The organism is Thermotoga sp. 38H-to, from assembly GCF_011057665.1.
Taxonomy (GTDB): Bacteria; Thermotogota; Thermotogae; order Thermotogales; family Thermotogaceae; genus Thermotoga.
The window spans coordinates 125,450-140,068 of the sequence record NZ_LNFZ01000001.1 but is presented as its reverse complement, the minus strand read 5'-3'; the positions used below and the strand labels follow the sequence as shown (position 1 = coordinate 140,068).

Below are 14,619 nucleotides of genomic sequence, written 5' to 3'. Positions count from 1 at the left end.
CTCTTGGGTGGGGCTCTAAATCTAAGGAGGGAAGCATGGATGAAAGTGTTTACGGAGAAAATTCCAAACATTCCCTGGGAAGAAAAGCCGGAAGGCTACACTGGTCCTGTGTGGAGATACAGCAAAAACCCGATAATTGGAAGAAACCCGGTTCCAAAGGGGGCAAGAGTCTTCAACTCCGCAGTTGTACCGTACAACGGAGAGTTTGTAGGGGTGTTCAGGATCGATCACAAGAACACAAGGCCCTTCCTTCACTTCGGAAGGAGTAAAGACGGAATAAACTGGGAAATAGAGCCAGAAGAGATACAGTGGGTGGATGTGAATGGAGAACCGTTCCAGCCGAGTTACGCTTACGATCCAAGGGTAGTGAAGATAGAGGATACCTACTACATAACTTTCTGTACAGAAGACCACGGTCCCACGATCGGAGTGGGCATGACCAAGGATTTCAAAACTTTTGTCCGACTTCCGAACGCCTACGTTCCATTCAACAGAAACGGTGTTCTCTTCCCGAGGAAGATAAAAGGAAAGTACTTGATGCTCAACAGGCCGAGCGACAACGGTCACACCCCGTTTGGAGACATATTTCTCAGTGAAAGCCCCGATATGATACACTGGGGTAACCACAGGTTCGTCTTGGGAAGAAGCAGTTACAACTGGTGGGAGAATCTGAAAATAGGAGCGGGACCGTATCCAATAGAAACCAGCGAAGGATGGCTACTCATATACCACGGTGTGACACTCACCTGCAACGGCTACGTGTACAGTTTTGGAGCAGCTCTCCTCGATCTCGACGATCCCAGCAAGGTTCTCTACAGGTCGAGGTACTATCTTCTGACGCCGGAAGAAGAGTACGAAACGGTGGGCTTCGTTCCAAACGTTGTCTTTCCGTGTGCCGCGCTCTGCGACGCCGACACAGGAAGAGTTGCAATATACTACGGTGCAGCAGACACCCACGTGGCTCTCGCGTTTGGATATATTGATGAGATTGTAGATTTCGTGAAAAGGAACTCCATGTGAAGGAAGTGAGAACTTGCCGAAATCGGTGAGAGCAGAAAACATATCGAGGATTCTGAAACGAATAATGAAATCACCCGTGTCGCGTGTAGAACTCGCGGAGGAACTCGGTCTCACCAAGACCACAGTCGGTGAGATCGTAAAGATTTTCCTGGAGAAGAAGATCATCGTTGAAGAGAAAGATTCTCCGAAGGGGGTGGGAAGACCCACAAAATCTTTGAAAATTTCGTCGAATTGCGCTCATGTTCTCGGTATAGAGGTGACGAGGGACGAAATAGCCGCCTGTCTCATAGATGCCAGTATGAACATTCTCGCACACGAAGCACATCCTCTTCCATCTCAGAGCGATAGAGAGGAAACGTTGAATGTCATGTACAGAATTATAGACCGCGCAAAAGATATGATGGAAAAACTCGGCAGTAAACTTTCAGCGTTGACAGTGGCAGCTCCTGGACCGATAGATACTGAAAGAGGCATCATCATAGATCCGAGAAACTTTCCACTTTCACAGATTCCTCTGGCGAACCTTTTGAAAGAGAAGTACGGCATCGAGGTCTGGGTGGAGAACGACGCGGACATGGGAGCCGTGGGAGAAAAGTGGTATACAAAGCGGGATGACTCTTTCGCCTGGATCCTGACAGGAAAGGGAATAGGAGCTGGCATCATCATCGATGGAGAACTCTACCGGGGAGAAAACGGATACGCAGGAGAGATCGGATACACCAGGGTTTTCAATGGAAACGAGTACGTCTTTCTGGAGGATATATGCAATGAAAATATTGTTCTGGAGTACATTCGTTCTATGGGGTTCAGCTCTTTGACTGAAGCGAGAGATTCTGGTGATATTCGAGTGAGGAAGTACTTTGATGACATAGCGAGGTATTTCAGTGTAGGCCTTTTGGATTTGATACATCTTTTCGGGATATCGAAGATCGTCATAGGAGGTTTTTTCAAAGAACTCGGTGAGAATTTTCTGGAAAAGATCAAAATCGAAGTGGAAACACACCTTCTTTACAAACACAGTGTGGATATAAGCTTTTCGAAAGTACAGGAACCGGTGATCGCCTTTGGAGCAGCCGTACATGCATTGGAAAATTATCTCGAGAGAGTAACAACGAGTTAAAGAAAACTTGTTACAAATAATCGGAAATAAATCTCGATAATCCCGGGAGACTGGATTTGGAATGTAAACATTTTCACTGTACATTTACACGTAGAAATAATGATCTCATACTCTTTTAAGGGGGTGTTTCTATGAAAAGGTTTTTAGTCGTTCTCGTTCTGATTCTGGCATTGGTTTCGGTTTTCGGACAGAGCTTCGAGAGAAACAAAACGCTCTACTGGGGTGGAGCGCTGTGGTCTCCTCCATCCAACTGGAACCCGTTCACGCCGTGGAACGCGGTTGCGGGAACCATCGGTCTTGTCTATGAACCCCTGTTTCTCTACGATCCCCTGAACGACAAGTTCGAACCGTGGCTTGCAGAAAAAGGAGAATGGGCCAGTGACAACGAATACGTACTCACGCTCAGAAAGGGTCTCAGATGGCAGGACGGAGTTCCTCTCACGGCGGACGATGTGGCTTTCACCTTCGAAATCGCCAAGAAGTACACTGGTATCAGCTACAGCCCGGTATGGAATTGGCTCGACAGAATCGAAAGGGTCGATGAACGAACGCTGAAGTTCATCTTCTCCGACCCAAGGTACCAGGAATGGAAACAGATGCTTATCAACACACCGATTGTGCCGAAACACATCTGGGAAAACAAAACAGAGGAAGAAGTCCTTCAGGCAGCCAACGAGTACCCTGTGGGATCTGGTCCATACTATGTTGAAAGCTGGGCAGACGACAGATGTGTCTTCAAGAAGAACGAGAACTGGTGGGGAATCAGAGAACTCGGTTACAACCCCAAACCTGAAAGGATTGTTGAATTGAGAGTTCTCAGCAACAACGTCGCAGTGGGAATGCTCATGAAAGGAGAACTCGACTGGAGCAACTTCTTCCTGCCAGGTGTTCCCGTTCTGAAGAAAGCGTACGGAATCGTCACCTGGTACGAAAACGCTCCTTACATGCTTCCGGCAAACACTGCAGGAATCTTCGTCAACGTGAACAAGTATCCTCTCAGCATACCTGAATTCAGAAGAGCAATGGCTTATGCTATCAATCCTGAAAAGATCGTCACCAGAGCTTACGAGAACATGGTAACGGCCGCCAATCCTGCTGGAATCCTGCCGCTTCCCGGTTATATGAAGTACTACCCGAAAGACGTCGTTGATATGTACGGATTCAAGTACGATCCAGAGATGGCAAAGAAGATCCTTGACGAGCTTGGTTTCAAAGATGTGAACAAGGATGGATTCAGAGAAGACCCGAACGGAAAACCGTTCAAGCTCACCATCGAGTGTCCGTATGGATGGACCGACTGGATGGTTTCTATCCAGTCCATTGCAGAAGATCTCGTGAAAGTCGGAATCAACGTCGAACCTAAATACCCCGACTACTCCAAATACGCAGACGACCTCTACGGTGGAAAGTTCGATCTCATACTCAACAACTTTACAACCGGTGTTTCCGCTACCATCTGGTCCTATTTCAACGGTGTGTTCTATCCGGATGCAGTAGAATCCGAGTACTCCTACTCCGGAAACTTTGGAAAGTACGCCAATCCTGAAGTTGAGACTCTTCTCGACGAACTCAACAGAAGCAATGATGATGCTAAAATTAAAGAAGTAGTAGCCAAGCTGTCAGAGATACTGCTCAAGGATCTGCCGTTCATTCCTCTGTGGTACAACGGTGCATGGTTCCAGGCTTCTGAAGCTGTGTGGACCAACTGGCCAACGGAGAAGAATCCGTACGCTGTCCCGATAGGCTGGAACGGCTGGTGGCAGCTCACAGGAATCAAGACGCTCTTTGGTATTGAAGCAAAGTAAAATGATGACCCCGCCCCTCGGGGCGGGGTTTTAAAAAAAGAAGGAGGTAGGAGTCTTGAGAAAGTATCTTACAAAGAAGATCCTGATCTACATTCTGACCTTCTTTTTTGCCGTCACAATTGACTGGGCTATTCCTCGATTTATGCCAGGAAACCCTATAAATTTTCTGATCTCAAGGTTCGCCGGACTTCCAGAATCTGTCAAGGTTCTTCAAAGCTACTTCACTCAGGCTTTTGGTCTCGACAAACCCCTCTGGGAGCAGTACATCAATTTCTGGAAAGCGCTTTTCAGAGGTGACCTTGGTATAAGCATCTACATGTATCCTCAACCAGTTGCAAAAGTGATAGCTCGTGCCTTGCCTTACTCGCTGATAGTGCTTCTTCCAGCCGTTCTTCTGAGTTTTGCGATAGGAAACAGATTTGGAGCTTTCGTTGCAAGGAAAAAGAGACTCGATAACTTTGCACTGCCTGTTTTTTACACTCTGACAGCATCTCCCTACTTCTGGTTTGGTATTCTTCTTGCCTGGATATTCGGTGTGGTTATACCTCTGTTTCCCCTCGCAGGTGCTTACAGCTTTGGAATAACACCTTCATTCTCCTGGGATTTCATACTCGATTTTCTGCACCACTGGGTACTTCCATTTGGTTCTCTGTTTCTTGTGATGCTCGGGGGCTGGGCAATAGGTATGAGAAACATGATCATCTACGAACTGGAAGCGAACTATTCCAGATACCTCGAGGCACTCGGATCTTCTCAGAGACTCATCAGAAGATACGCCTACAGGAACGCCATCCTCCCGCAGATCACCGGTCTTGCCATCCAGCTCGGAACGGTGGTTGCAGGTGCTCTCACAACGGAAATCGTCTTCTCCTACCCCGGTATAGGATACATCCTCATGCAGGGAATTTTGAACCAGGATTATTTCCTGATTCAGGGGTGCTTTTTGTTCATCATCCTTGGAGTGCTTCTTGCCAATTTCCTCGTTGATATCTTCTACGTTATCATAGATCCCAGAATCAGAAAATCCTATTCGGGAGAGGTTTGATAGCCATGACGAGAAAAGAATTCGTCCATTTCTTCTTGAAAAATAAAAAGGTCATTTTTGCCATATGTGTGTACGCCGGGTTGATCATCCTGGCTCTGGTAGGACCTTATCTTTCACCTTATAAGGATCCCCTTGCTTTTGTGGGACCTGGATATCAACCTCCGAGCAAAGAGCACTGGCTCGGGACCAACACCTTCGGCCAGGACATTTTCACACAGCTCGTCTACGGTCTCAGAAGCTCCTTGTTCGTGGGAGTCCTTGGAGGAACTCTGGCGACGGTTATTGGGCTTCTCATTGGTTTTGTTGCAGGATACAAAGGTGGATGGTTCGACGAACTTCTGATGATGTTCACCAATATACTCATGGTGATACCAACACTTGCGCTCCTCATCATCATAGCGGCGTACCTTCCTTACAGAGGAGTGTTCATCGAGAGTATCATAATCGGTTTCACCGCCTGGCCCTGGACCGCGAGGGCTGTCAGGGCACAGACTCTCTCCTTGAAAACAAGAGAGTTCGTAGATCTTGCAAGAATCACCGCGAGGAAACCTATGAAAATAATTTTCGGTGAGATCATGCCCAACATGATGTCCTACGTTTTCATGGTGTTCATTCTCCAGTTCGGCGGTGCCATTCTTGCAGCTACGGGGCTCGACTTCATCGGTCTTGGTCCGACAAGGGGTATCTCCCTCGGAATCATGATGCAGCAGGCCACTCTCTGGAACGCTATACAGCTTGGCATGTGGTGGTGGGCGATCACTCCCGGTGCGGTGATCACTCTGATGGTTGCAACTCTTTACGTTATGAATGCTGGCCTTGATGAAGTCTTCAATCCTAAGCTCAGGGAGATGTGATAGGCGTGGCTGAAGTGGTACTGGATGTCAGAGATCTGAGAATTTATTACAGAACCCTCTACGGCTACGTGAAGGCCGTTGATGGGGTGAGTTTCGATATAAAAAGAGGTGAAATCCTTGGAATTGCGGGTGAATCTGGCTGTGGAAAGTCCACTCTTGGAAACGGCTTGATCCTTTTGAAACCTCCCATGAAGTACATGGGAGGAGAAGCGATCCTCGATGGAAAGAACATCATGGCACTATCTCCAAAAGAGCTCAGGAAAGTGAGGTACGAAAAGATCTCCATCATACCACAGTATGCCATGGACGCTATGAACCCGACGAAAAAGATAAAACAGATCATAGACGACCTTCTGCACGAACACGGAGAAAGTTTTGAAAGAAAAAAAGATGTTATCGAGGAAAGGCTCGAGATCGTCAACCTTGGAAAGAAAGTTCTAAACATGTATCCGATCGAACTCTCTGGAGGAATGAAGCAGAGAATGGTGATGGTGATCTCCACGTTGATGAATCCCGATGTCCTCATAGCCGATGAGATCACATCGGCTTTAGACGTGAGTTCTCAGAGATCGGTTATACAGATGCTCTATGAGATGAGAGAAAAGAAAATCATGGGATCACTCGCGTTCATAACACACGACCTCTCGGTTCTTTATCAGATCGCAGACAAAGTGATGGTGCTCTACGCGGGAAGAGTGGCGGAAATCTCTCCAATGGCAGACATCGTTCAGGAGCCCCTTCACCCTTACACTAAGATGCTTCTTTCCTCGCTTCCAAAGATAGGTGTCAGATACTCCCAGACGAAGCTCAAAGGAATTCCAGGGTATCCACCCAGTCTCCTCAACATAGGACCAGGATGCAGATTCAGAGACAGGTGTCCTTATGCGTTCGAAAAGTGTGAACAGGATCCGCCAGTGTTCGACGTTGACGGGAGAAAAGTCTCATGCTGGCTCTTCGAAAGAGGTGATGTAAATTGAGTCTTCTGAAGGTTCAAAATTTGACGAAGGAGTTCCCTCTGGGTTTCTTCGGTAAAGAAAGGCTCAAAGCGGTTGATGACGTTTCCTTTGAAATAGAACGGTCCAGGATCGTATCTCTCATAGGAGAGAGCGGAAGTGGAAAAACCACCGTGGGTAAACTCATCCTGAAACTCATAAGGCCTTCATCGGGTCAGATACTGGTCAATGGAAGGGATATAACCCAAATAAAGGGAAAAGAACTCAGAGAATATTACAGAAAAGTACAAGGGGTCTTTCAGGATCCGTTCTCATCTTTCAACCCTATATACAAAATAGACAGGGTTCTCAACATGGTGTTTGAGGAATTTTTCCCGGACACCCCTGATTCTGAAAGAAAGACCAGAATGGAAGAAGTGATCGCTTCAGTTGGGATGAACCCTCGCGAGATCTTAGGGAAGTACCCGCATCAGCTCAGCGGAGGACAACTGCAGAGAATTCTCATCGCGAGAACGCTCCTTCTCGACGTGGAACTTCTGATAGCCGACGAAATCATCAGCATGCTCGACGCTTCAACGAGGGTGGACATATTGAATCTTCTCGGTGATCTGCGTGAGAGAGGAATGTCCGTTATCTTTATCACACACGACCTTTCACTTGGATATTACATCAGCGACGAGACTTTCATCATGTACAGGGGTAACATAGTGGAGATGGGAGACACCGAGAAGGTTTTTCACAACCCGATTCATCCTTATACGAAAATGCTTCTCGAATCCGTTCCGGAGATAGACAGAAAGTGGGATCTCAGCAAGAGATTCGTTCCAGAGCTTGTCTCTTCATCCAACGCACCATGCAAGTACTACGACAGGTGTCCTATAAGGGATGAGAAGTGTCTCGTCCAAAAGCCGGAGATGGTAGAGGTAGAGAAGAACCATAAAGTACTCTGTCTGAAGGCAGGGGATTGAAGTGCCCTCTATCAAAGATGTAGCAAGGCTCGCTGGTGTTTCTATAGCAACTGTTTCGCGCGTGATAAATGGTTATGATAACGTCTCGGAAGAGACGAGAAAGAGAGTAATCGACGCCATCAGAAAGCTCAATTATCACCCTGTGTACGCTGTGAAGGGGGCTGTTTTAAAGAGAACCATCGGGGTTCTCGTTCCCAATTTCGGTGGCTTTCACTACAACGAGATATTGACGGGCATAGAAAAAGAAGCGATAAAGAGAGACTTCACCCTCATGATTTCAACAACACTTCACAGAACCTCCGTGGAGCTGGAAAGACTGGAAGTTTTCTTTGCAAAGAGAGTAGATGGTATCATAGTTTGCTCGTCAAAGAAGGACGAAGAACAGCTTGAAAGATTGATAAAGAGTGCCATTCCAGTCGTTGTGGTGGACAGGGAAGAACCAGAAATCAGGCTCGACAGCGTTGGCATCGACAACTACGCCGCTGGTAGAATGTGTGCAAAGTACCTTCTGGAAAAGGGGCACAGAAAGGTACTCCTTTTGAAAGGTAGAAAAGATGTTTACTCTTTTTCTGACAGAGAAAGGGGTTTCATCGACTACAGCACAAGACACGGAATAGATGTGAAAGTCACACCATGCGGTTATTTCGCTGAACACGGCTACCACGCGGTGGAAAGGTACCTGAAGAAGCACGGCAGGGATTTCACTGCGATCTTTGCAATAAACGACCTTTCGGCCTTCGGTGCGCTCAAAGCACTTCACGATCTTGGTGTATCTGTTCCAGATGAAATTTCCATCATGGGATTCGACGACGATCCCATATCGAGCTATACCATTCCTCCACTCACCACGGTGAGACAACCGAGGGAAGAGATGGGAAGAGTGGCTTTCGAGATTCTTTACGAGAGACTTTCCGGGAAGAAAGGGGTTGCGAGAAGAGTCGTTCTACCTGTTGAGATCATCGAAAGAGAATCCGTGAAACAATTATAAAAGCCCCTCCGAAGAGGGGCTTTTTCATTTTTTTCTACACCGGGAGTGATATCCGGACCGTGGACGATGTCTCCTTCTGTGAACAACCATTCCACAGGGATCTGGTTGTACTCGTTTGTTTTGATCCTTCCCCTGACGAATTCGAATTTGCTCCGTATTTCTTCGGGCGAGTAAGAATAATCCGGTCTTCCTTCGGATTTATAGCGTCCCTCTTTTCAAGATCCTCTTCATTATGTAAATCAAACACAGAAATATTCATTTTTTTGCTGTAAAAGTCGATCTCAAGAAATTATTTGGAAATAACATCGAAAATCTCCTCGGGATATCGTTTGACATCACGGTAACTTTCACGGTAACGTTTACGTATGGTAATATCTATCTTGATGATTTGAAGACACTCAATATTTAAGGAGGTGAAGGTGGTATGAAAAAATTTCTGGTGATCGCTTTGCTTGTCGTTTCCCTCGTTGTCCTCGCTCAGCCGAAACTCACCATCTGGTGCTCTGAGAAGCAGGTCGATATCCTTCAAAAACTCGGAGAGGAGTTCAAGGCAAAGTACGGCGTAGAGGTTGAAGTGCAGTACGTGAACTTCCAAGACATCAAGTCCAAGTTCCTCACAGCAGCTCCTGAAGGACAGGGTGCGGATATCATCGTTGGAGCACACGACTGGGTAGGTGAGCTCGCAGTCAACGGTTTGATCGAACCCATTCCGAACTTCAGTGATCTGAAGAACTTCTATGAAACTGCCCTCAACGCGTTCTCTTACGGTGGAAAACTCTACGGTATTCCCTACGCCATGGAAGCAATAGCACTCATCTACAACAAGGACTACGTTCCTGAACCCCCAAAGACCATGGACGAACTCATAGAGACAGCAAAACAGATCGATGAAGAATTTGGAGGAGAAGTGAGAGGTTTCATCACCTCAGCGGCCGAGTTTTACTACATTGCTCCTTTCATTTTCGGATACGGTGGATACGTATTCAAACAGACAGAGAAAGGACTGGATGTCAACGATATTGGACTGGCCAACGAAGGAGCCATCAAGGGTGTGAAGCTCCTCAAAAGGATGGTCGATGAGGGAATACTGGATCCCAGTGACAACTATCAGATCATGGATTCCATGTTCAGGGAAGGCCAGGCGGCAATGATCATCAACGGACCGTGGGCCGTTAAGGCGTACAAGGATGCAGGAATAGACTACGGTGTAGCCCCGATCCCCGATCTGGAACCTGGCGTTCCTGCAAGACCTTTCGTTGGAGTCCAGGGTTTCATGGTGAACGCAAAATCCCCAAACAAACTCCTTGCCATCGAATTCCTGACCAGTTTCATTGCAAAAAAGGAAACGATGTACAGGATCTACCTTGGAGACCCAAGACTTCCCTCCAGAAAGGACGTACTCGAACTTGTGAGAGATAACCCAGACGTAGTTGGTTTCACACTGAGCGCAGCCAACGGTATTCCAATGCCCAACGTTCCACAGATGGCCGCTGTCTGGGCCGCTATGAACGATGCACTCAACCTCGTTGTGAACGGAAAAGCAACGGTCGAAGAAGCGCTCAAAAACGCCGTCGAAAGAATCAAAGCCCAGATTCAGTAACATAAAATTTTACGGGGCTGGGTTCCCAGCCCCTTCCACACATTCAGGGAGGGAAAACAGTGAAAAACATCGTTAAATTGTTTCTCTGGTTTCTTCTTGCTATTCTGAACATCGCTCTTTTCTGGGCTGGTGTTTTTCTTTTCCAGAACGAGTATTACGAACTTTCGATAGTGCTTTTCTCTCTGTTGGTTCTAATAGATTTCTTCATTATCAACCCAAAAGGATATCCTTACAGATACACCATACCTGCTCTTATTTTGCTTTTTGTTCTTGTACTCTATCCGATATACTTCACCTTCAAAGTGGCGTTCACCAATTATGGAACAGGCCACTTCATGTCGAGACAGGAAGCTATAGAGAGACTTCTCTATGACCCAAATTTTTCTTATGTGGTAGATTCGACTCCTGTTTCATATAAGGTGTTCGTGGTGTACAACGGTCTCTCTCCTACTGATGACTTCCTAATACTTTTCAAAACGCGAGATACCATTTTCCTTGGTGAAAGACCGAAACCAGTTGTTGCACGAGGTCAGGAGGTCCTCCTGAGTCAGTTCAATCTGGTGCCGATCACAGGTGAAACGATCTCACTGAACGGCGACACCTTCAGGATCGTTCCATGGCCTGCGGATCTCTCGGAGATCAATCTTGTAGTCCGTGCTGAGAAGACCTACAAGAGCTTCTACTCACCCGATGACGAGATTCTGAGGTTGAATGCACCTTACTTCAAGAGCAGAATAGCTCAAAGCTATTTGGTGAACGCAGAATACGTGCTTCCCGATGGAAAAAAATTAGCTCTGAGAATTGCTCCAGATGGAGAATGGAGATTCATGTACGTGGAGAGACTCTACAGATTGGCTTACAAAGAGATATACGACGGTGGAAAAATGAAGATAACGACCACAGTGGTGAACAATCTCACTGGAAGAGAATTGGTAGAACGTGAAGGTGCTTTCTACGATGTGGACGAAAATGGGAACGAGACGTTCCTTGTTGGATTCATAGATTTTGTGGGATGGAAAAACTTCCTGAGGATCGTTAAAGATCCGAAGGTTTCCGGTCCTTTCTTCAGAATATTTCTTTGGACTTTTGTGTGGGCTGTCCTCAGTGTGGTCCTTTCCCTCGCTGTGGGACTTCCATTTGCGCTCGTTTTGAACAACTCAAGACTCAAGGGAAGAAACCTCTACAGAACACTTCTGATCATTCCCTGGGCCATTCCAGTTTTCATTTCGGCTCTGGTCTGGCGCAATGGACTTCTGAACGAGTCTTACGGTGTGATCAACAAGTTCCTTTTGCCTCTCTTCGGTCTTGAACCATTAAGATGGTTCAACGATCCTTTCTGGGCACGTGTGGGGGTCCTTCTCGTCAACGTCTGGCTCACGTTTCCGTACATGATGACGATCTCACTCGGTGCCCTTCAGAGCGTTCCACCAGAGCTCTACGAGGTAGCGGCAATAGACGGTGCAGGAAGATTCAGGAGATTCGTACACATCACCTTCCCACTCCTTATGACCATCATTGCACCACTCCTCGTGAGCAGTTTCGCCTTCAGTTTCAACAACTTCACAATCATATACCTGATCACGGGTGGTGGGCCTCCAATTCCTAACTCGACCACTCCAACAGGATACACGGATATTTTGATCTCTTACGTCTACAAACTGGCGTTTGAAGGTGGTCAGGGACAGGACTTCGGTTTTGCCAGTGCCATTTCAATACTCATCTTCTTCCTCGTCGGCGGAATCAGCTTCGTGAACTTCAAGCTGTCTGGTGCATTCGAAGAGGTGAGCAGATAATGGTGCAGAGAAGAGGAAATATCTTTACACACATCTTTCTCATTTTCATAATTGCGGTGATTCTGTTTCCCGTTGTCTGGGTAGTAACAACGTCTCTCAGAAGAGATGAAGCAGCCTTTTCCTCAAAACTGTTCACGTCACGATTGACTCTGCAACATTACAGGGATCTTGTGGCACCTGAAAAGAATCTTCCCTTTCTCGTGCAGGATCTCCAGGCAATGATTTCAAAGGTAAAACCTTACGATACCTGGTCTGAAGAGGAACTCAGGGACGCTGTAAAGATTTCTATCGAAAAAGTGAAAACCTATCTGTCAGAAACGGAGGCCAGGTTGAACAACGCTGTGAATTCCTTTGAAAGAGTTGATGCGTTTCTGAACGATCATTCCGAAGAGATAAAAAACAGAACGATCGAGGAAATGAGAGAACTTTTTTCATCCATCCAGATACCGGATCTGAGTGATTCGGAGGAAAACAGAGCGGCTCTTTATCTCGTCCTTTCAAAGGAAAGATACAATTCAACTGCTCATAAAGCGTTGGAAGAGCTGCTGGAAAGGTTCACGGGTATTGACAGCGGTACAAGAGACGGATACGAAAGGGCGATAGAGAGTCTGAAAGAAAGCTACGAAAAATTGGCTGATGGATACGATGAACTCATTGAAGAAACTCAAAGAGAACTGAATGCTGTGAAAGAGGAGATGTCTTCTCTCAGGCAACAGTACAGTGCTCTCCAGGATGATGTGATGGAAGCCAATCTCGTGATCGAAAAAGACATAATACCAGCGCTGGAAAGGATAAAGATCTCACTTTCAGAACTCAACAATCTCAGGGAACAAATAAGACAAACTACGTTGAGAAGTCCATTTCCTGTGGATGATGAAGAATTCTCCCGAAACATCTCAGAAACCGTTCAGATGCTGAATGAAATCCTCGATGAGATGAGCACCTTCGCTGAATACGATTCGTTGAAAGATTTACTTGTGGAATTGAAAAAAGAGCTTACAAAACTCTCCGAAGGAAACGAAGATTTGAGAGACCGTCTTCTTTTCTCCGATCTTGTGAAAATCTACGAAGAGTTGCATCCAAGGCTCATCAGAATTCTGAAGGAAACCGCCGAAACTATTGCCAGTATAAAAGACAGAATAGCGGTTCTGAGCGTTCTCAATGAGCGTCTAAAGGATCTTGAAATGCAGGAAAAGGATCTAACTGCGAAAATTTCTGAGTATCAGCAGAAAATTTCTGAGGTTCAGCAGAAACTGTTGGAGCCTCAGAGAACGCTGAACCTGATCGTTTTCAGATACAATCTTGAAACAACGATCTCTTCACTTGAAAGAGTTAAAACTTTCAAAAAAACTGATCTCCTCAGGTACTCTTCTGCTCTGAAGACTCTTCGAGATTTCATGAATTCTTACTGGGAAAAAGACGAACTCTACAGCAGGATATCCAGAGTGGTAAAGGAAATGCGGTGGATAGAAGAGTACAGAGATTTTGCGAGCAAATTCGATGTTTTCCCGGAGAATCTGAAGACAATACTGGAAGAAATGCACACCTCACTGAGCGGCCTCGAAAGATCTTACGGTGATCTCATATCCCTTTCATCTCAGGGAGTGTACGTGTCTTCGAGTGTTCTGAACAGAATGTACGACATTGTGAAAATGGATTTCGTCAACAAAGTCAGGGCGAACATGTCAGTCGCATCGAGGCGAGCTGGTAATCTGATTGACCTTGTACCGTTCTCCGAAGTTAAGAAAGACCTGAGAAATATAGACAAGGAGCTTTTCAGAATAGACCAGATTTGGAAACAGAAAACGAAACACTATTTCTGGTTGTGGGTTCTCAATTCCGTGATTGTATCTCTGATAGTGGCATTCATAACAACGACCGTGTGTGCTATAGCGGCTTACCCATTCAGCAGAATGAGGTTCTTTGGAAGGCGTTACGGAATCATGGCACTCCTTCTGATACAGATGTTCCCGGGTGTGATCTTCATGATTGCCATATACGATCTTCTGAACTTCATGGGAAAGTACATTCCATTCATAGGAATTGACACTCTCGGTGGATTGATCTTCGCATACCTCACCAACATCGCTTACAACATGTATTTGATAAAAGGTTTCTACGACACAATTCCCACCTCGCTTGAGGAGGCAGCCATCGTCGATGGAGCAACGCGTTTCCAGAGTTTCTACAAGATCATAATTCCACTTGCAAGACCAATTCTCACGGTGGTGTTCCTACTGGTCTTCATTGGAACGTTCAACGAATACGTTGTTGCGAGGATCATCCTTCAAAATGTGAGGCACTACACGTACGCTCTTGGTCTTCAAGCGTTCGCCACGGGTCCATACGAAACGGAGTGGGGACTTTTCACTGCGGCAGCCCTTCTTGGAATGACACCGATGGTGATCCTGTTCCTCTCACTCCAGAGGTACCTCGTGAGTGGTCTTACAAGGGGTGCAGTTAAAGAGTGAAG

General features: G+C 46.4%; 11 protein-coding genes and 1 pseudogene. 11 read left to right on the top strand and 1 reads right to left on the bottom strand.

The window, feature by feature from the left end; all coding sequences use genetic code 11:
* Positions 1–39 precede the first annotated feature (39 nt).
* The 8 genes from AS158_RS00680 to AS158_RS00645 all read left to right on the top strand — a co-directional run bounded on the left by AS158_RS00680 (position 40) and on the right by AS158_RS00645 (position 8,753).
* Positions 40–1,020 (top strand): glycoside hydrolase family 130 protein, encoded by a 981-nt coding sequence (locus AS158_RS00680; protein WP_165304325.1) that lies wholly within the window; start codon positions 40–42, stop codon positions 1,018–1,020.
* 13 nt (positions 1,021–1,033) lie between these two features.
* Positions 1,034–2,140 carry an ROK family transcriptional regulator gene (locus AS158_RS00675; RefSeq protein ID WP_165304324.1) on the top strand — a complete coding sequence of 369 codons (1,107 nt, stop codon included), beginning with the start codon at positions 1,034–1,036 and terminating at the stop codon, positions 2,138–2,140.
* A 131-nt stretch (positions 2,141–2,271) separates the two neighbouring features.
* On the top strand, positions 2,272–3,945 hold the full coding sequence (locus AS158_RS00670) for an ABC transporter substrate-binding protein (RefSeq protein WP_165304323.1): 1,674 nt from the start codon (positions 2,272–2,274) through the stop codon (positions 3,943–3,945).
* Between the two features lie 55 nt (positions 3,946–4,000).
* Complete coding sequence (locus AS158_RS00665; protein ID WP_165304322.1) at positions 4,001–4,990, top strand: ABC transporter permease; 990 nt, start codon at positions 4,001–4,003, stop codon at positions 4,988–4,990.
* 5 nt (positions 4,991–4,995) lie between these two features.
* A complete protein-coding gene (locus AS158_RS00660; RefSeq protein WP_165304321.1) occupies positions 4,996–5,844 on the top strand; it encodes an ABC transporter permease in 849 nt (282 codons plus the stop codon).
* Positions 5,841–6,821 carry an ABC transporter ATP-binding protein gene (locus AS158_RS00655; protein ID WP_165304320.1) on the top strand — a complete coding sequence of 327 codons (981 nt, stop codon included), beginning with the start codon at positions 5,841–5,843 and terminating at the stop codon, positions 6,819–6,821. Before AS158_RS00660 ends, AS158_RS00655 begins: the two co-directional genes overlap by 4 nt.
* Positions 6,818–7,765 carry an ABC transporter ATP-binding protein gene (locus AS158_RS00650; protein ID WP_165304319.1) on the top strand — a complete coding sequence of 316 codons (948 nt, stop codon included), beginning with the start codon at positions 6,818–6,820 and terminating at the stop codon, positions 7,763–7,765. Before AS158_RS00655 ends, AS158_RS00650 begins: the two co-directional genes overlap by 4 nt.
* A 1-nt stretch (position 7,766) precedes the next feature.
* The gene (locus AS158_RS00645; protein ID WP_165304318.1) at positions 7,767–8,753 is read left to right on the top strand and encodes a LacI family DNA-binding transcriptional regulator; all 987 of its coding nucleotides are present in this window, start codon (positions 7,767–7,769) and stop codon (positions 8,751–8,753) included.
* Here the strand turns inward: AS158_RS00645 and AS158_RS09355 are convergent.
* Positions 8,663–8,938: pseudogene (locus AS158_RS09355) on the bottom strand (hypothetical protein); the annotation flags it as partial. The gene AS158_RS00645 and the pseudogene AS158_RS09355 sit on opposite strands and share 91 nt — an antisense overlap.
* 239 nt (positions 8,939–9,177) lie before the next feature.
* On the opposite strand from AS158_RS09355, the gene malE reads away from it, so the two are divergent.
* From malE to AS158_RS00630, 3 genes are read left to right on the top strand one after another with little or no spacing between them, the layout of a single operon-like run.
* A complete protein-coding gene (gene malE / locus AS158_RS00640) occupies positions 9,178–10,353 on the top strand; it encodes a maltose/maltodextrin ABC transporter substrate-binding protein MalE (RefSeq protein WP_165304317.1) in 1,176 nt (391 codons plus the stop codon).
* Between the two features lie 59 nt (positions 10,354–10,412).
* Positions 10,413–12,146 (top strand): DUF4896 domain-containing protein, encoded by a 1,734-nt coding sequence (locus AS158_RS00635; RefSeq protein ID WP_165304316.1) that lies wholly within the window; start codon positions 10,413–10,415, stop codon positions 12,144–12,146.
* Positions 12,146–14,617 carry an ABC transporter permease subunit gene (locus AS158_RS00630; protein ID WP_165304315.1) on the top strand — a complete coding sequence of 824 codons (2,472 nt, stop codon included), beginning with the start codon at positions 12,146–12,148 and terminating at the stop codon, positions 14,615–14,617. The genes AS158_RS00635 and AS158_RS00630 overlap by 1 nt, the downstream gene beginning before the upstream one ends.
* Positions 14,618–14,619 lie beyond the last annotated feature (2 nt).

Bases quoted from the DNA above. Each gene is read 5' to 3' on its own strand.
- AS158_RS00680 (WP_165304325.1), top strand. From the start codon at position 40: ATGAAAGTGTTTACGGAGAAAATTCCAAACATTCCCTGGGAAGAAAAG.
- AS158_RS00670 (WP_165304323.1), top strand. From the start codon at position 2,272: ATGAAAAGGTTTTTAGTCGTTCTCGTTCTGATTCTGGCATTGGTTTCG.
- AS158_RS00660 (WP_165304321.1), top strand. From the start codon at position 4,996: ATGACGAGAAAAGAATTCGTCCATTTCTTCTTGAAAAATAAAAAGGTC.
- malE (WP_165304317.1), top strand. From the start codon at position 9,178: ATGAAAAAATTTCTGGTGATCGCTTTGCTTGTCGTTTCCCTCGTTGTC.
- AS158_RS00630 (WP_165304315.1), top strand. From the start codon at position 12,146: ATGGTGCAGAGAAGAGGAAATATCTTTACACACATCTTTCTCATTTTC.